Origin of the sequence: Mobilibacterium timonense (assembly GCF_900155555.1) — a bacterium.
GTDB classification, from domain to species: Bacteria; Bacillota; Clostridia; order Peptostreptococcales; family Anaerovoracaceae; genus Allobaileyella; species Allobaileyella timonense.
Window position 1 is genome coordinate 152,208 of the sequence record NZ_FUHN01000007.1, and the last position, 22,334, is coordinate 174,541.

19 protein-coding genes are annotated in these 22,334 nt (G+C 51.8%); all 19 read left to right on the top strand.

All coding sequences use genetic code 11. The features are described 5' to 3' along the window. Positions 1–150: 150 nt before the first annotated feature. Entirely contained in the window at positions 151–2,439 is a 2,289-nt protein-coding gene (secD, locus tag BQ7382_RS03680; RefSeq protein WP_077390793.1) for a protein translocase subunit SecD, read from the top strand. A gap of 33 nt (positions 2,440–2,472) precedes the next feature. Continuing rightward, a complete protein-coding gene (locus tag BQ7382_RS03685; RefSeq protein WP_077390794.1) occupies positions 2,473–4,686 on the top strand; it encodes a RelA/SpoT family protein in 2,214 nt (737 codons plus the stop codon). 43 nt (positions 4,687–4,729) lie between these two features. Then, positions 4,730–5,353 (top strand): MBL fold metallo-hydrolase, encoded by a 624-nt coding sequence (locus BQ7382_RS03690; protein ID WP_235847933.1) that lies wholly within the window; start codon positions 4,730–4,732, stop codon positions 5,351–5,353. Further along, positions 5,346–6,767: a coproporphyrinogen dehydrogenase HemZ gene (gene hemZ, locus BQ7382_RS03695; RefSeq protein ID WP_077390795.1), complete on the top strand. Its 1,422-nt coding sequence runs from the start codon at positions 5,346–5,348 to the stop codon at positions 6,765–6,767. Before BQ7382_RS03690 ends, hemZ begins: the two co-directional genes overlap by 8 nt. A 17-nt stretch (positions 6,768–6,784) precedes the next feature. Continuing rightward, positions 6,785–8,044 carry a histidine--tRNA ligase gene (gene hisS, locus BQ7382_RS03700; protein ID WP_077390796.1) on the top strand — a complete coding sequence of 420 codons (1,260 nt, stop codon included), beginning with the start codon at positions 6,785–6,787 and terminating at the stop codon, positions 8,042–8,044. Positions 8,045–8,047: 3 nt separating this feature from the next. Continuing rightward, on the top strand, positions 8,048–9,826 hold the full coding sequence (gene aspS, locus BQ7382_RS03705) for an aspartate--tRNA ligase (protein ID WP_077390797.1): 1,779 nt from the start codon (positions 8,048–8,050) through the stop codon (positions 9,824–9,826). Between the two features lie 3 nt (positions 9,827–9,829). Next, positions 9,830–10,426, top strand: a complete 597-nt coding sequence (nadD, locus tag BQ7382_RS03710) for a nicotinate (nicotinamide) nucleotide adenylyltransferase (RefSeq protein ID WP_077390798.1) — start codon at positions 9,830–9,832, stop codon at positions 10,424–10,426. Then, entirely contained in the window at positions 10,407–10,982 is a 576-nt protein-coding gene (gene yqeK, locus BQ7382_RS03715; RefSeq protein WP_077390799.1) for a bis(5'-nucleosyl)-tetraphosphatase (symmetrical) YqeK, read from the top strand. Before nadD ends, yqeK begins: the two co-directional genes overlap by 20 nt. A gap of 6 nt (positions 10,983–10,988) precedes the next feature. Continuing rightward, positions 10,989–11,330 (top strand): ribosome silencing factor, encoded by a 342-nt coding sequence (gene rsfS / locus BQ7382_RS03720; RefSeq protein ID WP_077390800.1) that lies wholly within the window; start codon positions 10,989–10,991, stop codon positions 11,328–11,330. 10 nt (positions 11,331–11,340) lie between these two features. Further along, positions 11,341–13,821, top strand: a complete 2,481-nt coding sequence (leuS, locus tag BQ7382_RS03725; RefSeq protein ID WP_077390801.1) for a leucine--tRNA ligase — start codon at positions 11,341–11,343, stop codon at positions 13,819–13,821. A gap of 25 nt (positions 13,822–13,846) precedes the next feature. After that, positions 13,847–15,802, top strand: a complete 1,956-nt coding sequence (locus tag BQ7382_RS03730) for a ribonuclease J (RefSeq protein WP_077390802.1) — start codon at positions 13,847–13,849, stop codon at positions 15,800–15,802. 9 nt (positions 15,803–15,811) lie between these two features. Continuing rightward, entirely contained in the window at positions 15,812–16,153 is a 342-nt protein-coding gene (locus tag BQ7382_RS03735) for a YlbF family regulator (RefSeq protein ID WP_077390803.1), read from the top strand. Positions 16,154–16,237: 84 nt separating this feature from the next. Next, positions 16,238–16,801 carry an elongation factor P gene (gene efp, locus BQ7382_RS03740; protein ID WP_077390804.1) on the top strand — a complete coding sequence of 188 codons (564 nt, stop codon included), beginning with the start codon at positions 16,238–16,240 and terminating at the stop codon, positions 16,799–16,801. Between the two features lie 41 nt (positions 16,802–16,842). Beyond that, positions 16,843–17,904: an endolytic transglycosylase MltG gene (mltG, locus tag BQ7382_RS03745; protein ID WP_077390805.1), complete on the top strand. Its 1,062-nt coding sequence runs from the start codon at positions 16,843–16,845 to the stop codon at positions 17,902–17,904. Positions 17,905–17,975: 71 nt separating this feature from the next. Next, a complete protein-coding gene (locus BQ7382_RS03750) occupies positions 17,976–18,782 on the top strand; it encodes an O-methyltransferase (RefSeq protein ID WP_077390806.1) in 807 nt (268 codons plus the stop codon). 57 nt (positions 18,783–18,839) lie between these two features. Continuing rightward, positions 18,840–20,081 carry a peptidase U32 family protein gene (locus tag BQ7382_RS03755; protein ID WP_077390807.1) on the top strand — a complete coding sequence of 414 codons (1,242 nt, stop codon included), beginning with the start codon at positions 18,840–18,842 and terminating at the stop codon, positions 20,079–20,081. Positions 20,082–20,232: 151 nt separating this feature from the next. Next, complete coding sequence (locus BQ7382_RS03760) at positions 20,233–21,534, top strand: hemolysin family protein (RefSeq protein ID WP_235847934.1); 1,302 nt, start codon at positions 20,233–20,235, stop codon at positions 21,532–21,534. Position 21,535: 1 nt separating this feature from the next. Beyond that, the gene (locus BQ7382_RS03765) at positions 21,536–21,901 is read left to right on the top strand and encodes an Asp23/Gls24 family envelope stress response protein (protein ID WP_077390808.1); all 366 of its coding nucleotides are present in this window, start codon (positions 21,536–21,538) and stop codon (positions 21,899–21,901) included. Further along, positions 21,902–22,333, top strand: coding sequence for a transcription antitermination factor NusB (gene nusB, locus BQ7382_RS03770; protein WP_077390809.1), 432 nt, complete (start codon positions 21,902–21,904; stop codon positions 22,331–22,333). Position 22,334 lies beyond the last annotated feature (1 nt).

Here is a 22,334-nt window from a genome sequence, read left to right on the forward strand (position 1 = left end):
CTAATTATCCTTGAATGACCATATCTGTTGTTGTACAATAATTTGGATAGTTTCAATTATGGGACAGTCTGTTTATTCCCAGATATCAAATAAAAGAAACGGAAGATAGAACGATTCGAAAGAAGTAAGAAGAAAGGTGATCATATCACGATGAAATCGCACAGCAGGAGAAACAGGATCCTCGGGGTCCTGATCATTGCAATAGTGGTATTTACGGCAGTGATCTCTGTAACGGGCATAGGCTCATTCAAGGGCCTCAAGAAGGAAATGAAGTATGGACTGGACATAAACGGAGGAGTTTATGTCCTGCTTCAGGCCAATACGAAGGAAAAGGGCCAGGACAGGGCTGCTTTGATGGAGCAGACCAAGTCAGTACTTGAGAACAGAGTTAACGCCATGGGCATCTCCGAGGCTACGGTTTCTGTTGAGGGCTCCAACAAGATCAGAGTTGAGATGCCTGGAGTGAGCAACGCCAACCAGGCCATCAAGCAGATAGGTAAGACTGCGCAGCTCAGATTCCTTCTGGCCGACGGGACGCTGGTGATGCAGGGGAACGAGGTGAAGAATGCAGGATTCTCCACTGACTCGTATCACGGCGGATACAAGATCACCATGGACTTTACGTCTAAGGGTACCGATGACTTTGCAAAGGGGACGGAACGTGCTGCTTCTGGAGCGGTCAACCCTGTGCTCAGAGATTCAGACGGGAATCTCGTTCCTGCGACATCGGTAGTTATCATGCTGGATGATGAGATAATCTCGGCACCTAACGTTGATCAGAAGATAGACAGCAGATCATGCGAGATCTACAAGCCTGGCGGGTTTTCCAAGGAGGAGGCTTCCAGCACGGCGGCTCTGATCAAAGGCGGTGCACTTCCGGCCAGTCTCACAGAAGTGAATTCATCGGTCGAGACGGCAACAATTGGAGCTGATGCACTTAATAAGAGCATCAAGGCCGGAGGGATCGGGCTGCTCCTGGTATTTGCGATTATGATCATAGTGTACGGTGCCATGGGCGTTGCAGCTGATATCGCCCTCGCGCTGTATGTGGAGATAGTCCTCTGGGTGATGGCGGCCTTCGGAGCTGTACTCACGCTTCCGGGCATCGCTGGTATCATCCTGGGCATAGGAATGGCGGTGGACTCCAACGTCATAATCTTTACAAGGATCAGAGAAGAGATAGCGAAGGGCAAGTCAGTGAGGGTCAGCGTTGACTCCGGATTCCACTCCGCATTTGCCACGGTCATAGATGCTCAGACTACTACGCTGATCGCCGCATTCGTGCTCTATCTTATCGGTGCCACATCAGTAAAGGGATTCGCCCTCACACTGATGATCGGTACAGTGGCATCTATCTTCACTGCAGTGTTCGTGACTCAGGTGTTCATCAACATCATGGCCGAGAGCAAGACTTTGAGCAAGCTCAAGTTCTTCGGTTTCAAGGAAGACGGCACGAAGAAGGTGAAATTCGAGCCTCACTTCCGGTTTATCAAGAATAGAAAGATCTTCTACTGCATCAGTGCGGCGGTCATCATCTGCGGCATGGTCTTCGCCGGTGTCAGAGGATTCAATTACGGTATCGACTTCACCGGAGGTACCATGATCCAGATGGATATGGGACAGAAGGTAAACATCAATGAAGTCAAGGATACCATCAGCAAATACGACCTTGACCCTACCATAGTTTACGCTGGGAAGGGGAACAAGCAGATCGTAATCAAGACCATAAAGGCTCTGAAGACCAGTGAGAGGACTCAGGTAGTAAAGACGATATCCGACAAGTACGACCTGGGCTCTGATGCGGTACTCTCTTCTGAGGAATTCGGACCGACAGTAGGAAAGCAGCTGCGTCACAACGCCATTGAGTCGGTGCTCATCGCTACGCTCTGCATGCTGGTATACATACGATTCAGGTTCAAGAACTGGGAATACGGAGTTGCTGCGGTCGCCGGGCTGGCGCACGACGTGCTGGTAACACTGTCCCTGTACGCCATTTTCGGGTTCACCATCAATAACCCGTTCATCGCCGGAATACTCACGGTCGTGGGATATTCCATCAACGACACGATAGTAATTTTCGACAGGATCAGAGAGAACACCAGGTTCTACAAGAGGAAGGAGCAGGAGAAACTCATAGACGACAGCATCAACCAGACTCTGTCGAGGTCCATCATGACTTCTCTCACCACGATCATAGTGATGATACCTCTGTTCATACTTGTATCGACAGAGCTGAGAGAGTTCCTCATCCCTCTGATGATCGGTGTTATAAGCGGAACCTATTCGTCCATCTTCCTTTGCAGCCCTCTCTACTATGAGATGACGAAGAAGGGCTCCAAGTCCAGGTACGTTCAGGACAAGGAAAAGAGAGACAGACAGAAGGAAAAGGACAGGGCCAGAGCGAAGGCCAGGCGGGAAAACGAAGGTATCGTAAAGTAGAGACATAAGGATCAGGTTATTTCAGGAGTGCGTATGGGCAGTAATGGGCTGGAGTTGACAACTGAACAGTTCATGAATGATCTCAAGAAGATCAGCTATAAATATGATGACCCAATGATCGTCAAGGCTTTTGAGCTGGCCAGCAAACAGCATGCGGGACAGTTCAGGAAGAGCGGCGAGCCGTACATCATACATCCGATCGCGGTCGCCAGGATACTGGCAGAGCTGGGGATGGACAGCGAGACCATTGTTGGAGGCCTTCTCCACGACGTGGTGGAGGACACGGATTACACCAGGGAACAGCTGGTTGAGGACTTCAACGAGGAAGTCGCCCTGCTGGTGGACGGCGTCACAAAGCTGGGCAACATCAAGTATGATTCCAAGGAGGAACTGCAGGCGGAGAACTTCCGCAAGATGTTCCTGGCGATGTCCAAGGACATAAGAGTCCTCATCATAAAGCTTGCAGACCGTCTTCACAACATGAGGACCCTTGAATATATGGTCCCGAAGAAGAGGGAGGAAAAGTCCCTGGAGACCCTGGAGATCTACGCTCCGCTTGCGGGAAGGCTTGGTATCTACAGCATCAAATCCGAGCTGGAGGATCTGGCTCTGAAATATCTGCATCCGGCAGAATACAAGGATCTGTCCATCAAGGTCTCGGAAAAGGAGAAAGAGCGCGGCGAGGTAGTCGGGCGGCTCATCGAGGAGGTCAAGAAGATCCTGGATAAGACCGACATCGAGTACGATATCATGGGCCGGCGCAAGTCTCTGTACAGCATATACAAGAAGATGGTCATGCAGCATAAGCAGCTGGACGAGATCTTCGACCTCACGGCGGTCAGAGTGATAGTGCCTACGATCAAGGATTGCTATGCGGTCCTGGGCGCCGTACATACCAGATGGATACCTATCCCGGGGCGGTTCAAGGATTACATCGCCATGCCGAAGCCCAACATGTATCAGTCACTCCACACTACGGTGATAGATGACAAGGGCGATCCTTTTGAGATCCAGATCCGGACCTATGAGATGCACCGCATAGCCGAGTACGGAATCGCCGCACACTGGAAGTACAAGGAGGGCAAGACCGGAACAGGCAAATCGGACGACAATGAGGCTAAGCTGGCATGGCTCAGGCAGTCTCTGGAATGGCAGAAGGAGACAGACAACTCCAAAGAGTTCCTGGAGACTCTCAAGATGGATCTGTTCGACAATCAGGTCTTCGTATTCACCCCTAAGGGAGATGTGGTGGACCTTCCTGCCGGATCGACGCCTCTTGACTTCGCCTTCAAGATCCACACAGACGTAGGCCTGAGATGCGTTGGAGCAAAGGTAAATGGTAAGATGGTCACCATCGACCACACCCTCTCCAACGGAGACATCGTCGAGGTCATCACATCAGCGAATTCCAGCGGACCGAGCATAGACTGGCTCAACATAGTAAAGAGCTCACAGGCAAGATCTAAGATCAGGACCTGGCTGAGAAAATCAGACAAGGGAGATTTTGTCGACAAGGGCAAGACGGTGATAGCCAATTACATAAAGAAAAAGGGCTATGACCCTGCGCTCGTTGCCAGGAACTCATATCTGCTGAGGGCGGTCAAAGACCTCAAGCTCAATAATGTAAACGAACTTTATTCCCAGATCGCTGGCGGTGGTTCCGCCCTTTCCAAGATAGGCGGAAAGCTTATCGACTACTATCTGGAGGATAATGAGAAGGCAGAGATCAAGAAGGAAGAGGAGATCCGGGAAAAGAAGCCCGTCCGCAAGGAGCAGGGAAGCGGCCCTGCCATCGTTGTAAAGGGTTCAGAGGACGAGTCCGGCTTCCTGATAAGGACGGCAAGATGCTGTAATCCTGTACCAGGAGACGACATCATAGGCTTCATCACAAAGGGCCGTGGCATCACCGTCCACAGGACGGACTGTACGAATATAGTTCACCTTCCGGAAAACGAAAAGGGACGGCTCATCGACGTAAAATGGGAGACTCCTAAGGAAGGCCAGACGTACTATGCGGACATCGTCATCATGGGCACGGACAGAAAAGGACTTTTCAGTGACATCTCCAAAGTCTGTGAGGACATGGACGTACGTCTCTGCGGTGTTAACATGAATCCGGTCGAAGACGACTACGTAAAGGTCACCATCACCGTTTCCATTTCCGGAACGCACCAGATGAACAGGCTTCTCATCGCCTTCAGGAACATAAGCGGCATAGACAAGGTATTCAGAGCTAAGTCGACTTAAACAGACGAATAATTATTATGAGTCAAATAAGGGGGCAGGGAATATGAGTATAAAAGTTAAGGGCTTCGATGATGGAGTCTTTATGGAAAACACCTATGTGGTAAGCGATCCGGGATCCGGGTTGGTCGCGGTCGTTGACCCGGGGGCGTACACGGACCGCATCAGAGATGCAGTGAAAGAAGGCGGAAAGCTCTCTCTCATTCTCCTTACCCACGGACATGCGGATCACATTTTTGCTCTACCAGAGTTCAGGAGAGACTATCCTGATGCGAAGATAGTCGCCTGCTCGGGTGAACGTCCTATGCTCACCACCGCATCAATGAACAATTCTGAGGAATTCACCGGTAGAAAACTGGAGCAGGAGGCTGACATCTACGTTGAAGACGGTAATCAGATCGAATTCGGTAATGAGACTCTGACGTTTATCCATACGCCGGGGCACACGCCAGGTGGGATGTGCATCTACACCGGAAAAATACTTTTCAGCGGAGATACGCTTTTCTACCGCAGCGTGGGGAGGACAGACCTTCCTGAGAGCAGCACGGTCCAGCTTGTAAGAGCGATAAGGGAAAAGCTTTACGTCCTTCCGGACGACACGGTCGTCTATCCGGGACACGGTCCGGCGACGACCATAGGAGAAGAAAAGAGAGAAAACTTTTTTGTATAGATTCTATATAAACGGCATCGAAAATGAATATCACTTTGGAGAGCTGGCCAGGCTTTTTCTGGATGACGGCGAGTTCGAGGTGATACCTGTTACAGTCTTTCCAGGAATGGCAGCCCTGCTTGGCAGGGACAGCCGCGTTTTAAACGAGGATGGCTCTCTCAGCAGAGAGTCCATAAAGAGACAGCTGTACGGTATACTCGAGGAGATCACCGGCACTACACAACCGTGGGGGACGCTCACGGGGGTCAGGCCACTGAAGCTTGCCTTCCAGGTGTACGACCAGGAGAAGAGCAAAGGCCTCAGTACAGGCGAATGCCTTCGGGAGACCCGCAGGCGCATGGGAGGCGAATACCTTCTTTCCCCGGAAAAGCTTGACCTCCTCATGGACATCCTGAGTTATCAGCTCGAGAACGTGGCACCGCCGGATCCGGCGACCGATTCCCTGTACGTGGGGATCCCATTCTGTCCGACCAGGTGTTCATACTGTGCTTTCGCATCTAACGTTGCCTCTCAGGATGATATCGAAAGGTATCTGGGAGATCTTCTCAAAGAGATAGATTTCATGGGGGACATCTACAGCAGGCAGCACCGAAGGCTGGAATCCGTGTACATCGGGGGAGGAACTCCGACCACGCTGGACCCGGAGCAGCTGACAAGGCTGATCGAGGCAATTTATAGTTCATTTGACATCACGCCGGGATCCATCGAATTTACGGTGGAGGCCGGCAGGCCGGATACCATAACGAAGGAAAAGATCACAGCGCTGAGAGATCTGATGGTGGACAGGATCAGCATCAATCCGCAGACCATGAAAGACCACACGCTGGAACTCATGGGCAGGTCGCATGACGCAGAACAGATACGGGAGGCATTCCGGATCACCGAAGGGAGTGGTTTCACTACCGTGAACTCCGACCTGATAGCGGGTCTGCCTGAGGAAAATGTCTCCGACTTTACGGAGAGCCTCCGTCAGGTCATAGCGCTTGGCGCGGAGAACATAACGGTGCACACGCTCTCGGTAAAGCACGGATCACGGCTCAGAGCCCAGGATCCGGATTATTACAGGAAAAGGGGTGACGTTGCCGGTGAGATGCTCCGGGAGGGCGGAAGGATACTGTATTCCGCAGGATACCGTCCGTATTACATCTACCGCCAGAAGCATCAGATGGGCGGCCTTGAGAACGTGGGCTGGTGCAGGCCGGGACACCATTCCCTGTACAATATAAGGATCATGGAAGAAAAACAGACCGTGATAGCTCTGGGGGCCGGCGCCATTGGAAAGGTGTACTACCCGGAGAGAGACGGTCTTGAGAGGATAGCAAACGTAAGCAATTACAGGATCTACAGCGAAAGGTTCCCGGAGATACTCAGGAGAAAGGAAGAGTATTTCGGGATTGGGTCCGATCCTGAATGAGATAGATTGGAGGAATCATGGCACTGAAAGCACCTAAAGGGACCAGAGACGTTATGCCCGGAGATGCCGGAAAATGGCAGTATATCGAGAAGGAATTCGCCTGCATATGCAGCGAGTACGGCTTCGGCGAGATCAGAACGCCTATGTTCGAGAGCACCGATCTCTTTAACAGAGGAGTTGGAGAGACCACAGATATAGTCCAGAAGGAGATGTACACCTTTGAGGATCTTGGGCACAGAAGCATGACACTCAAGCCGGAGGGAACTTCTCCTGCGGTTCGGGCATTCATCGAGAGCAGAGAATACGCCGAGACCCAGCCTACGAAGTACTGGTACAACACTCCATGCTTCAGATACGAGAAACCTCAGGCGGGACGCATGAGGGAATTCCACCAGTTCGGCGTGGAAATATTCGGCACCCACAGCGTCATGGCCGACGCCGAGATCATCGCTCTTGCTCACGACTTCCTCACCAGGATGGGGATCACGGATCTGGAGTTGAAGATAAACAGCGTAGGATGCAGAGAGTGCAGGCCTGTCTACAAGAAGGCCCTGCAGGATTTTCTGAGGCCTCACCTGGACGAGCTCTGCGACACGTGCAAGTCGAGATTCGAGACCAATCCGATGAGGATCCTGGACTGCAAGTCCCCGGAGGACCAGGAGATAGTAAAGGATGCTCCCGTGATGCTGGACTACCTCTGCGACGACTGCAGAGAGTCCTTCGAAGAGATTAAAAAACTGCTTACGGCCATGGGCATACCTTTCACCGTTGACGAGAGGATCGTTCGAGGTCTCGACTACTATACGAAGACGGCCTTCGAATTCGTGACGAACAAGATCGGTGCACAGGGAACTGTCTGCGGAGGAGGAAGGTACGATCACCTGATTGAAGAGGTAGGCGGACCGGATATGCCTGGAGTTGGATTTGGTCTCGGAAAAGAGCGTCTGCTTCTTCTGATGGAGCAGAACGGCCACCAGTTCGGCGGTAAGGAGACTCCGGAACTCTTCATCGCTTACATCGGTGAAGATGCGAAGATGTACTCCGTCGGGCTCCTCGGAAAGCTCAGAAAGCAGGGCGTGAGGGCATCCATGGACGTACACGGCCGCAACCTGAAGGGCCAGATGAAATATGCCAACAAGCTGGGGGCAGCGTACACGGTGGTGATCGGAGACGACGAGGTGTCTTCGGGCCAGCTCACGCTGAAGAACATGGAGACTGGAGAGCAGATCAATGTCACCCCGGATCAGTTGATAGATAAAATCAGGAGAGAAGGTTAATCGATGTCAGAAATTTTCAAGCGCACTCACATGTGCGGCGAGCTCAGGCTCGAGGACAGTGGAAGTCAGGTAGTGCTTAACGGATGGGTGGCGAAGCAGAGGAGCCTCGGAGCCCTGGTATTTGTGGATATCAGGGACAAGACCGGGATCACACAGGTCACCTTCAACGAGGACTGCAGCCAGGAGATCATGGACAAGGCAAGATCCCTGCGCAGCGAATTCGTCATCGGGATAAAGGGCACGGTCAGAGAGAGGAGCTCCAAAAACCCGAACCTCCCGACCGGCGACATCGAGATCTTTGCAACAGACCTCATCATCTATTCAGAGGCCGACACCCCTCCGATCTACATCAAGGACGACGACAACGTAGATGAGAACCTGCGACTCAAGTACAGGTATCTGGATCTCAGGAAGCACAAGATGCAGAGGAATCTGACATTCCGCCACAGGGTGGCGAAGTGCGCCAGGGATTATTTCGACGAGAACGGTTTCACTGAAGTCGAGACACCGGACCTCATCAAGCCGACACCTGAAGGAGCGAGAGACTACCTCGTGCCTTCCAGAGTCAACCCCGGCTCTTTCTACGCACTTCCTCAATCTCCGCAGATGTTCAAGCAGCTTCTCATGGTAGGCGGCACGGACAGGTACTTCCAGATCGCGAAGTGCTTCAGAGACGAGGATCTGAGGGCCGACAGACAGCCCGAGTTCACCCAGATAGACCTGGAGATGTCCTTCGTTGACACCGACGATGTCATCGCCATCCAGGAGGGATTCCTCAAGAGGCTGATGAAGGAAGTCAAGGGGATAGACATAGAGACTCCGTTCCCGAGGATGAGATACCAGGAGGCCATGGAGAGATACGGCTCGGATAAGCCTGATACGAGATTCGGTTTCGAGCTTGTCGACATCAAGGATCTGGTAGAGGGATCAGAGTTCCCTGTGTTCAGGAACGTAGTTGAAAGCGGGGGAGATATCAGGGCCATCTGCATCACGGGAGGCTCTTCGGTGTATTCCAGGAAAAAGGTAGACAAGCTCACCGAGGAGTGCAAACATTACGGTGCCAAGGGCCTCGTCTGGATCCGCAAGGAAGAGGGAGGTTTCAAGTCCTCTGTAAGCAAGTTCTTCTCCGATGAAGAGCTTGGCAGGATCGCCGACAGGATGGGAGCTGAAAACGGAGACATCATCTTCATCGCCAGCGACCGTCCGAAGGTGGTATTCGCCACGCTGGGCTTCCTGAGGAGGCGCATCGCCGGAGAGATGGGACTGCTGGACGACAACGAGTTCAAGTTCCTCTGGGTGGTGGACTTCCCTATGTTCGAGGAGGACGACGAGGGGAACATCAAGGCTATGCACCATCCTTTCACACAGCCTAAGCTGGACCAGTTACACAAGCTGGACGAGGGAGATATCCTCGGCCTCGAGGCCGACGCCTATGACATCGTGCTCAACGGAGTAGAGCTGGGTGGCGGATCCATCCGTATCCACGACAGAAAGCTCCAGAAAAGGATGTTCGAGACCCTGGGCCTCTCCGACCAGGAGTGCCAGGAAAAGTTCGGATTCCTGATAGAGGCGTTCAAATATGGAGCACCGCCTCACGCTGGACTCGCATACGGTCTTGACAGGCTCGTCATGCTCCTTCTGGGCGAGAGCAGCATAAGAGAGGTCATAGCTTTTCCAAAGAATCAGAACGCAGAGTGTCTCGTCTGCGAGGCGCCTGGCAAGGCAGACGCAGCACAGCTGGATGAGCTGGGACTCTGCCTGAGAGATGGAGACGGTAAGTAAAAGGTGAAGACGGCGATTTTCGGAGGGACCTTCGATCCTGTGCACGAGGGGCACATCAATCTTGCCAGGCAGGCGGCGGAGTGTCTGTCGCTTGATCAGGTGATATTCGTTCCCAATTACATTTCTCCATTTAAACGGGACACAAAGGTCACGCCGGGAGAGATGCGGTGCGAGATGATCCGCCTGATACTTGGCAGACACAGGAGCTTCCGGTTGTCCGACTACGAGATACGTATGGACAGACCATGCTACACCTGGGACACCCTGAACCACTTCGCAGGCATCTGCGGGAAGGATATCTGCTTTATCCTGGGCCTTGATTCTCTCATGACCCTCGACACCTGGTACCACGGGACAGACATCATCAGGAACTATCGCATGATAACCGGTGATCGGCCAGGTACATCAATGGAGAAGGCCAGGGAAAAGGCTTCTGAGTATCATGCGAAGTACGGCGGCCAGGTCGATTTCGTGCCGCTGGATCCTGTGGACGTATCCTCTCATGAGATCAGGAGAGAGATCAGCGCAGGGATGAACGAGGATCTCATTCCCCCCGAGGTGAAGGAATATATTGAGGAAAATGGACTATACAAAGACTGACGAAATTAAAGAATATCTGGAGAAGACCCTGACGCCAAAGAGATACAACCACTCCCTGGGTGTCGCGAAGGAGGCTGTGAAGCTCGCTTCCATTTACGGTGTTGACCAGGAAAAGGCTTATTACGCAGGGCTTGTCCACGATATCGCCAAGTGCTACTCTGTTGAGGAGATGAACAGGCAGATACGTGACTTTGGAATGTCCCTGTGGTACTGGAACAACCAGTCTCTGGCACATTCCAAGATAGGTAAGCGTATCCTTGCCAGAGACTTCGGAGTTGACGATGAGGACATTCTCAATGCGGTCTCGTATCACACCACCGGAAGATACGGTATGTCCATGCTCGAGGAGATAATCTATGTTGCTGACGCAGTTGAGGCGAGCAGGACGTACGAAGGTGTCAGACGATTGAGACACCTGGCCAGGTACAACATAGACGAAGCGTGCCTGGAGATCCTGGATTTCTGTATAGAGAGCATAACCGGCCGCAACAGGGTCCTGGACCCGGATACGCCAGAGGCGAGAAAGTACATCAAAGAGAAGTTACAAAGGAGATAGTTGCTGATGGAGATCAAGGAAGCAGCAGTAAAGATCGCTAAGGAGCTTTCAGACCGCAAGGGGAGGGACATCGTCGTGATCGACATAGGAGAAAAGTCCAGCTTCGCGGATTACATGATAAACGTTACTGCGTCATCTGAGAGGCAGCTTGGGGCGCTGGGCGACAGTGCAGAGGATGCCGCAGTGAAGCTGGGACTGACTGTAAAGGGTATTGAAGGCCGGGGCGGAAGCGGCTGGATGCTCCTGGATCTGGGGGACATCATCATCAACGTGTTCACCGGAGAGACCAGGGAAAAGTATTCGATAGACAAGATCTGGAGCGACTGCCCGTCCGTGGAGATAGAGTAGAGGAGAAACGATGAAGGAAAGATACGATTTCAAGTCCATAGAAGAAAAATGGCAAAAGATCTGGGAGGACGAGAAGGCCTTCGAGACAAGCGAGGATCACACTAAAGAAAAGTTCTATGATCTGGAGATGTTCCCATATCCGTCTGGCAAGCTCCACATGGGCCACGTGAGAAACTACTCCATAGGAGACGTGATAGCCAGGTTCAAGAGGATGAAAGGGTACAACGTTCTCCACGTCATGGGCTGGGATTCCTTCGGTCTCCCTGCAGAAAATGCAGCTATCAAGCACAACATCCCACCGGCAGAGTGGACGGACTCCAATATAGCAGAGATGAGAAGACAGCTGAAATCACTGGGATTCAGCTATGACTGGGACAGAGAGGTGGCCACCTGCAAGGAAGATTATTACAAGTGGATGCAGTGGCTCTTCATCCAGTTCTACAACAAGGGACTGGCAGAGAAGAGAAACAGCTCAGTCAACTGGTGTCCGAGCTGCCAGACCGTTCTGGCAAATGAGCAGGTCGTGGACGGATGCTGTGAGAGATGTCACACTCCTGTAACGAAGAAACATCTTTCTCAGTGGTATCTCAAGATCACAGAGTACGCCGACAGGCTCCTGGAGAACCTGGACGATCTCCCGGGCTGGCCTGACAAGGTAAAGATGATGCAGAAAAACTGGATCGGCAGATCCACCGGTGCAGAGCTGGAGCTTGAGATCAAGAACTTCGACAAGAAGCTTTCTATCTACACTACCAGGCCTGACACCATCTATGGCGTCACCTTCATGGTACTCGCTCCTGAACACCCGTATGTAGAGGAGCTGGTAAAGGGCACAGAATACGAAGCCCCTGCGCGGGCGTACATCGAGGAGTGCGCGCACAAGTCCGAGATCGAGAGGACTTCTCTTTCCAAGGAAAAGACAGGTGTGTTCATCGGCAGCTACTGCGTGAACCCTGTAAACGGAAAAGAGATCCCGATCTTCATTTCAGACTACGTAATGATGGATTACGGAACAGGAGCCATCATGGGCGTGCCTGCCCACGACCAGAGAGACTTCGATTTTGCGAAGAAATTCGATCTGGAGATAATTCCTGTCATCGACACCCACGATCCAGATGTTGACCTCAACAACATGACAGAGGCAACACCTGCAGAGGGTACAATGATCAATTCCGGAAAGTATGACGGAATGAACAACAAGGAGGCCATCAAGGCCATCACAAGAGAGTTCCAGGAAAAAGGGATAGGAGGAGAGCAGGTCAACTACAAGCTGAGAGACTGGCTCATCTCCCGCCAGAGATACTGGGGATGCCCTATTCCTATGGTCTATTGTGAGGAGTGCGGCTGGGTACCTGAGAAGGAGGAAAACCTCCCTATCAGACTTCCTCTGGACGTGGAGTTCACAGGAAAGGGAGATTCACCTCTCACCACCAGCGCAGAGTTCCAGAACACCGTTTGTCCGCACTGCGGAAGACCGGCCAGAAGGGAGATAGACACCATGGACACGTTCCTGGATTCCTCCTGGTACTTCCTGAGATACTGCGATCCTCACAACACGGAGAAGCCTTTTGACAAGGAAAAGGCCGACTACTGGATGAATGTGGACCAGTACATCGGAGGCGTGGAGCATGCGATACTCCACCTGCTGTACTCCAGATTTTTCCAGATGGTGCTCCACGATCTTGGACTCGTGGACGCAGAAGAACCGTTCAGGAACCTGCTCACACAGGGCATGGTCATCAAGGACGGAGCAAAGATGTCTAAGTCCCTTGGCAATGTTGTAAGCCCGGAAGAAATACAGCAGCGCTATGGTTCAGATACAGCAAGACTGTTTATCCTGTTCGCTGCCCCGCCTGAAAAGGAGCTGGACTGGTCCGATTCAGGAGTAGAGGGAAGCTACAGGTTCCTGAACAGGGTGTACAGGCTTGTATATGATTACATCGTAAATATAAGAGGGAATCAGAAGCCTGGTGAGAAGTTCACCATCAACGGAGATAGAGACAAGGCTCTGAACTACGCCCTCAATGGAACGATCAAGAAAGTTACAGAGGATGCGGGCGGACGTTACAGTTTCAACACTGCCATCAGTTCCATCATGGAGCTGGTGAACGAGCTCTACAAGTACAAGCTGTCAGGTGAGATAAACCTGCCTCTCATGGAGCACGCGCTGAACTGCCTTCTCCTGATCCTCAACCCATTCGTACCTCATATCACAGAAGAACTGTGGAGCGAAATGGGGCACAAGGAAAGGATATATCAGACTCCTTGGCCGGACTATGACGAGTCCGCACTGGTGCTGGACGAGATCGAGGTGATAGTCCAGATCAACGGCAAGCTGAAGGACAAGCTGGTAGTTCCTAGAGACACAGATAAGGAGACGTTAGAGGAATTGGCAAAGGCCAGCAGTAAAGTTCAGGCAGGATGCGAAGGCAAGAACATCGTCAAGAGCATCGTTATTCCGGGCAAGCTTGTGAACTTTGTAGTAAAGTAGAGCCTTTGTCCAGTACCCTGAATTTATGGAAAGAGTAAACGACAGAAACAAGACGGGATCCAGGAAGTCAAACGGTCCGGCTCAGGCCGGTACCGGAAAAAATCAGAGAAGATCCCGTTCCTCCGGGAGGAAGAACGCCATCCCGGAAAGAGCCCGAAAGGGTGGAAGTCAGAAAAGCGACTTAAAAGAAACAAAACAGAATATCCTGAACACCGGTGATAAAAGGCAGAACCAGAAGAAGCAGAATCAGGATCAGAACCGGGTCAGGAGCAACAAGCAGAAGCGCAAGGACGACGCTGAGCAGAGGCGGAGAAAGCAGAAGGGGTCGGGAGACCCGCTGAGGATAATCCCTCTTGGCGGGCTGAAGGAGATCGGAAAGAACATAACTCTGATCGAGTTCAGGAACCAGATCGTCATTGTGGATTGTGGTTTCTCGTTCCCTGAGGACGAAATGTTCGGGATCGATGTAGTCATCCCGGATTTCACCTACATCAGGGAGAATGCGAGCAAGATCAAGGGCCTGCTGATAACCCACGGACACGAGGACCATATCGGAGGCGTCCCATATCTCCTGAAGGAGATCAATGTGCCTATCTACGGGTCGGCTCTGGCCTGCGGCCTCATCGAAAACAAGCTGGCCGAGCACAACATGAAGGCGGATCTCCATCCAATACAGGCAGGAGACGTGCTCACGCTAGGATGCTTCACGGTCGAGGCCGTGAGGACGAACCACAGCATCCCTGATTCCATGGCCTTTTCTATAAAATGCGATGGAGGACACGTGCTCCACACGGGAGATTTCAAGGTGGATTACACCCCTCTCGACGGAAAGAGGATAAATCTCAGCAGGCTTGCGGAGCTGGGCGACGAAGGTGTCGACGTGATGCTTTGCGACAGCACCAACGTTCTGAGGAGCGGATACACGCCGTCGGAGAAGATAGTGATCGACTCGATGAACCAGATTTTCGACAGGACGGACAAACGGATAATAATCGCGACGTTCTCTTCGAACATCTACAGGCTCAAATACTTCATGGAGGCGTCCATACAACACGGGAGACAGATCGCCGTGTCCGGGCGTTCCATGGAAAAGTGTGTAAGGCTCGCCAGAGAGCTGGGATATCTGGATGTACCGGAGACGGCATTCGTGGATATCAGGAGGATAAACAACATCCCTGACAGCAGGCTCACCATCGTGACCACAGGAAGCCAGGGAGAGCCGATGTCCGCGCTGACCAGGATGGCCAACGACAACCACAAGGCGGTCAAACTGAAAAAGGGAGACGTCGTGGTCTTTTCCTCCAGCCCTATACCGGGCAACGAGAAGACCATCACCAACGTGGTCAACAAGCTCTTTGAGAAACACGTGCAGGTATTCCAGTCGGATTCCGTGGATATCCACGTTTCCGGACACGCGTGCAAAGAGGAACTCAAGCTCATGCACTCCCTTGTGAGGCCGAAGTATTTCATCCCCGCACACGGAGAGTACAGGCACCTGGTAGAGCATGCGCAGCTCGCAGAGGATCTCGGGATGAACAAGGGTAACGTGTTCATCCTCAGCAACGGAGACTCTCTCGTCATCAGGAACAAGCAGGCAAAAATGGAACCTAAGTACGCGCCTGCAGAGGACGTTCTGGTGGATGGATACGGCATCGGCGATGTGGGAAATGTGGTCCTGAGAGACAGGAAACAGCTGTCGGAGGCTGGACTCATAGTTATCTCAGCCGCTGTGAACAGCAGAACGGGAGAGCTTATGGCACCGCCGGAGCTCATCACGAGAGGCTTCATTTATGTTAAAGAAAACGGCCCTCTTATTGAAGAGGCCACAAAGGTCGTCTATAATGCCATGGACGGACTTAGCAGAAATGAAGCTAAGGATCTTCAGACCCTTAAGGGCGCGCTGAAGGACGCCATGCGTTCCTTCATTTTCAAGAAGACCAGGAGGAATCCTGTGATCCTTCCTGTGATCCTGTATGTATAGGAGGTCCACATGAACGTATACGAGGAAGCTCACGACCTGGCGAGAGCCATAAAGGAAAGCGGAGAATTCAAGGAGTTCGATGAGGCCAGGAAAGGCATCGAAAGCGATCCTCAGCTCGTGGAGATGGTGAAGCAGATGGAGTCTCTCCAGATGCAGATCCAGCTCAGGCAGGCGCAGGGCGGCGAGCTCGATCAGGACATGCTCAGCCAGCTTCAGAGCCTGACTGCCATGATGATGACGAAGCCGCAGGCTGCAGGGTATATACAGTCTCTCACCAGATTTTCTGTGATGATGAAGGACGTTTATGATATACTAGCAGAGGCTGTGGGTAATAAAATGCCAGGCATGTAACGAATGTGCCGCTTTCCGGCGGCATTGACAGAAATATTTGACACGTTATTCCATTAGAAGACGATCGATTAAGGAGAGAGACAGATGATCACAGCAGGAGATTTCAGAAAGGGTATGACCTTTGAGATGAACGGCGAGCCACATGTAGTACTTGACTTCCAGCACGTAAAGCCGGGTAAGGGCGCTGCTTTCGTCAGGACAAAATACAGAAACATCCTCACAGGAGCTACACGCGAGGAGGCATTCAACCCTAACGACAAGTTCGAGACAGCAAGGATCGAGACAAAGCAGATGCAGTATCTCTACAGCGATGGTGAGCTGTATTACTTCATGGATACAGAGACATATGATCAGATCCCTCTGACATATGACCTGGTTGAGAACGCTATCAAGTACATCAGAGAGAACGATACTGCTACCGTAAAGTTCTACAAGGACAACGCCTTTGACGTAGAGGCTCCTAACTTCGTTGACCTGGTCGTTACAGAGACCGAGCCGGGCGTAAAGGGAGATACGGCAACAAACGTTACAAAGGCTGCGACCGTAGAGACCGGAACAGTTATCCAGGTCCCTATTTTCATCGAAGAGGGAGAGAAGATCCAGATCGACACCAGGACAGGTGAGTATCTGGGAAGATCAAAGGAGTAGTCTTTCTGTCTCCCGGGATCATCTGAAACGAAAGGATTTAAATGAACAAAACTGTAAAGAAAACAATTATCGTCCTGGTTGTGCTTCTGGCTATAGTGGTGGCTATCAGTCTCGTGCTTTACGGGCTGAACAGACCGGTCGACAGGAGCGATCAGACGTATAAGAACGTGACTATACAGCAGGGCTCTTCCACAGAGGATATTGCAAAGACTCTCAAGAAGGAGAAGCTTATCAACAGCGTCAGCCAGTACAAGTTCCTCTCCAGGATATGGAGATATGACGGACAGTACAAGGCGGGTATATACTCTCTTTCTCCGAGCATGACCAAGAGTGAGATAGCCGATGTCATTAAAGCCGGACAGAGCCAGGCTCTTACAGTGACCATCCCGGAGGGGTATACCGTCGAGCAGACCGCTCAGCTCCTGGCGGATCAGGGGCTCGTGGACAAGGACAAGTTCCTCGATGTCTGCGCAAACGGGGACTTTTCAAAATTCTCTTTCGTCCCTGCCGATAAGAGCGGAGATGCCCACAGGCTCGAGGGATTCCTGTACCCTGAGACGTATCAGGTGCCGGTCGGTGCTGATGAGGAACAGATCGTGACCATCATGCTGAACCAGTTCCAGACGGTGTACAACACCAGATACCAGAAGAAGGCTGAATCCATGGGCCTGACCACCGAGCAGGTGATCACTATCGCATCCCTCATCGAGAAGGAAGCTGCCGTGGACGAGGACAGGGGAAAAGTGGCCAGCGTCATCTACAACAGGTTGAAAGCTGATATGCCGCTTCAGTTCTGCTCCAGTGTTCAGTATGTGCTGGGATTGCAGGGAATACACAGGGAGATCCTCACGAATGCGGACACCCAGATCGATTCTCCGTATAACACTTACACTCACACTGGCCTGCCTCCTGCGCCGATCTGTTCCCCGGGCAAGGCCTCTATAAGAGCTGCCCTGTGGCCTGATGACACTGACTACATGTACTTTGTCGTCAGCTACAAGCTTGACGGTACCAATGAGTTCACCAGTGACTACGATGAGTTCCAGAAGCTTACTGAGAAGTATGCCAAGGCCATCGAGAAGAGGGACAGCAAGAACAACTAGCTTAAGAACAAGCGCAGAATAAGTGTCTGGCCGTTGTTGCGGTCAGACATTTGGCGTATATACAACCATTCATGAACATAGTCAACGACAAGATAACAGATTATCTGAGATCATTTCACCGGCCAGTGGATGACGACCTGGAAGAGCTCCGGAATAAGTGTGTGGAGGGGAGGATCCCGCTCATCCTGCCGGAGACGGAGGACTTCCTGAGAGTCCTTCTTTCCATCACAAGGCCCAGTGGCATCCTGGAAGTGGGGACAGCATGGGGATATTCCTCTGCGCTGTTCGCGAAGCTTCTACCTGATGCCATGATAACGACCATAGAAAAATCGGAGAGGGTCAGGGAAAAGGCTAGATTCAACCATGAACAGATGGGTGTCGCCTCCCGTATCGATGCCGTGCAGGGAGACGGGGGAGAGGTACTCAAATATATGGCGGACATGAGGGAGGACCGGGAAAAGGTCATTGAAGATCTTCTGCGCAGAGTGCAGGAAGATCCGGAGACAGCCTTCGCCGGTGCTCCGACCGCAGTGGACGAACCGGACTGGGAGCCCGACATCATGACGGAGTCCAGGATCGAGGACATATCCCGTGCATCCGAAGGTACATACGATTTTCTGTTCATAGATGCGGCCAAGAGCCACTACAGGGAATTCCTGGATCAGGGCCTGAGGCTCCTGGAGCCGGGATCGGTGATCTTGTGCGACAATGTTCTCATGAAGGCATCCGTCATCGACGACGGATACGACGGCCACAGAAGACACAGGACGAACGTAAAGAGGATGCACGAGTTTATCGAATACCTGTGTGGCAGGGCTGATCTGGAGACGGTGATCATGAGCTGCGGGGACGGTCTCGCCCTCTCCAGAATGATCTGATAATGTTATCAGATCGATATACGACATAATTACAACACAGGAAAGCACGAATCATATATGAATAACAGTACAAATAAACCTGAAATAGAACTTCTGGCTCCCGCCGGAAATCTTGAAAAACTCAAAACTGCTGTGATCTATGGAGCTGATGCAGTATACTTCGGGGGAGAAATGTTCAGCCTTCGGGCCGGCGCCGGTAACCTTTCTGTCTCCGAGATAAGGGAGGCCATGGACTTCCTGCACGAGAGAGGTGCGAGGGGGTACATGACCATAAACATCTATCCCCACAACCAGCATCTTCCTCAGCTGAGGGAATACATACGCGAGATCAGAGACATTCCGATAGATGCCTTTCTGGTATCAGATCCTGGAGTAATGTCCATGCTCTGGGACGAGATCCCCGGAGCTGAGATACACCTGAGCACCCAGGCTAATACGACCAATTACATGACCGCTAAGTTCTGGGTCGACCAGGGAGTCAGCAGGATAGTTGCTGCGAGGGAGATGAGCCTGGCGGAAATAAGAGTGATGCGGGAAAATCTACCGGAAAACATCGAGATCGAAAGCTTCGTCCACGGTGCGATGTGTATTTCTTATTCCGGAAGATGTCTCATGAGCAGTTTCATGGCCGGCAGAGACGCGAACCTGGGTGCCTGTACTCACCCTTGCAGGTGGAAGTATCACATCGTGGAGGAAAAGCGCCCTGGAGAATATTATCCGGTGGAGGAAGATGACCACGGAACGTATATAATGAACTCGAGAGATCTCTGCATGCTGGACAGCATTCCACAGCTGGCGCAGGCAGGGGTATCGTCCTTCAAGATAGAGGGGAGGATGAAGAGTTTCTACTATGTGGCTACAGTGGTATCTGCATACAGAAGGGCACTGGATGCCTATCTTGCAGACACTGAAAATTACAGGTATGACCCGGAGTGGTTCAATGAGCTGTGCAAGGCCAGCCACAGGGAGTTCACCCACGGCTTTTACTTCAACAGGCCGGGGAGCGACGATCAGAGCTATCAGTCCAGCGAGTACATCAGAGACTATTCTTTTGTGGGAGTCGTGACCGGATACGAAGAGGAGACCGGCCTCACAATAATAGAACAGAGAAACAAGTTCTCTGTTGGTGATGACATCGAGATCTTCGGACCGCGGACCCCGTTCTTTACCCAGCACGTAGAGGAAATGTACGATGAGGAGGGAAATGAGATAGAAAGTGCACCCCATCCTCAACAGATCGTAAAGCTCAGACTGGACAGGCGGGTCGGTGAGGATTTCATACTCAGGAAGAGAAAGTGACCGCAGGCAGGATTTCCACGGCAGTCATTAAATAAATAACAACAGTAAGCACGAAGCATATATCTAGAAGAAGCAGCGATCGAATATCGGGATCGAAAAGCAGAAAGGAACAGTGATGGAAATGTCATCTGACGGGTCTTTTCCCTTGTATGTGACAGTAATAGCAATTATCGTACTGGCTCTGATAAACGGATTCACATCGGCTGCAAAGAGGAGTCTCGACCACCTGGACAGGAATGCAATAAAAGAAAAGCTCGAAGAGGACGAGGAGAACAGAAAGCTGAGCCTTATCCTGTCCTTTATCGACAAGCCGTCGAAGTATCACTACGCTGATATAGGAGTGTGTAACCTGGCGCTCATCGGGAGCATGTGGCTGTTTACGATCGCCCTTTTTTCCAGAGTAGACGTCTGGTGGCACAGGCTGATTTGGGAACTGGTGTTTTTCCTGGTCTACCTGGCACTTGCAGACCTTCTGCCGAAGAAGCTTGCCGCCCAGAACACCGAGAACTACGCCAGGGCGCTTGTGGGGTACCAGCGCATCCTGTACTACGTGACTCTTCCCCTCGTAAAACTCACGGTAGCCGTGACGAACTTTTTCCTGGTTATCATGAGGAAAAAGACAGATGTGGACGATGCCTACTTCTCCGAGGCGCGCATCATGTCCATGCTGGACAAGGGTCAGGAGAGCGGCGAGATAAAGGAAGAGGGCCGGAAGATGATAGACAGCATCTTCCAGTTTGACGATCTGCTGGCCTATGAGATAATGACCCCGAGGACCGATGTTTTCATGATCGACCTCCAGGACGACAAGGACGAGTATTTTGACCAGCTCATGGAGCTCAGGTATTCCAGGATCCCGATCTGCGACAACGACGCGGACAACATCGTTGGTATCCTTCACATCAAGGACTACCTTCTGAAGGGAGGTCTCGAGGGATTTGACAACGTGAACATACGTGATATCATGCGCGAGCCGTACCTGGTGCCTGAGACAAAGAACATAGATTCGCTTTTCGTGGAGCTTCAGCGGACGAAGCAGCACATAGCCATACTCATAGATGAATACGGCGGCTTCAGCGGCATCGTGTCCGTCGAGGACATCATCGAGCAGATCGTGGGTGACATCGACGACGAGTTCGACCAGGAGGAGAGGATCATCACGAAGGTCGATGACGACACATACATTGTTGATGGCGATGTCTATCTGGACGACCTGGACGAGGAGACCGGCATAGAGCTGGAGTCTGAGAACAACGAGACGATCGGAGGATTCCTGATCGAACTCATGGGAGAGATCCCGAAGGAGCGAAGGAAATATCCTGCGGTGAGATATGAACAGTATCTTTTTGAGATCCTCCACGTGAGAGACAGGCGCATAGACAGCCTGAAGATCACCATCGACAGGGACTATCAGCCAGAGGATCAGGAAAAGAAAGAAAAGAAGGAGAAATAAGATGGATGAAGAGAAGATTATTGGAGAGAACGGAACGGTCAGCGTAGAAGACCAGGTCATCTTCCAGTATGTATCCGACGAGGTCCTGAAATTCGACGGGGTGAGCCGCCTTGTAGGTGGTATCACAGAGAGCTTTGCCAAGAACATTTTTGGCAGAGACACGGATGTCCAGGGGATCAAGGTGAACAGAGACGGCAACGAGATCAGCATCGACATCCATCTTATCGCCTACTACGGAGTCAACATTCCTCAGATGGCATTTGACATCCAGAACAGCGTCAAGGAAGTCGTTGAAGCGTATACGGGACTTTCGGTCTCGGCAATAAACATAGGCGTCGAGGGAATAGACAAGAGGAAACAGCAGTAAATGAAGATCGAAGAGGCAAGAGAAAAGACCATGCAGCTGGTTTTCCAGATGGGCGTGAACGGCGATTTCGACTATGAAAACCAGCAGATAATCGAGGAAGACAGGGACATACTGAGATCCCGACAGGCAGTCAGGGTGCTGAAGGCCATAAGAGAGAACATTGATGAGATAGACAGGACTATCGAAGCTCATCTGGACAAGTGGAAGATAGACAGGATAGGAAAAGCAGATCTCGCCGTGCTCAGGGTCGCGGTAGCCGAGATGGTGTACGTTGACGAGGTGCCGGAGGCAGTCGCCATAAACGAGGCGGTGGAGCTTTCGAAGAAATACGGGGACAGCAAGTCCCCGGCCTTTGTAAACGGCGTGCTGGGCAGGATCAGCAAAGAGCGTCAGGTCAGCGCCGAAGCCGATGAAGGCAAGGAGTGCCGATAAG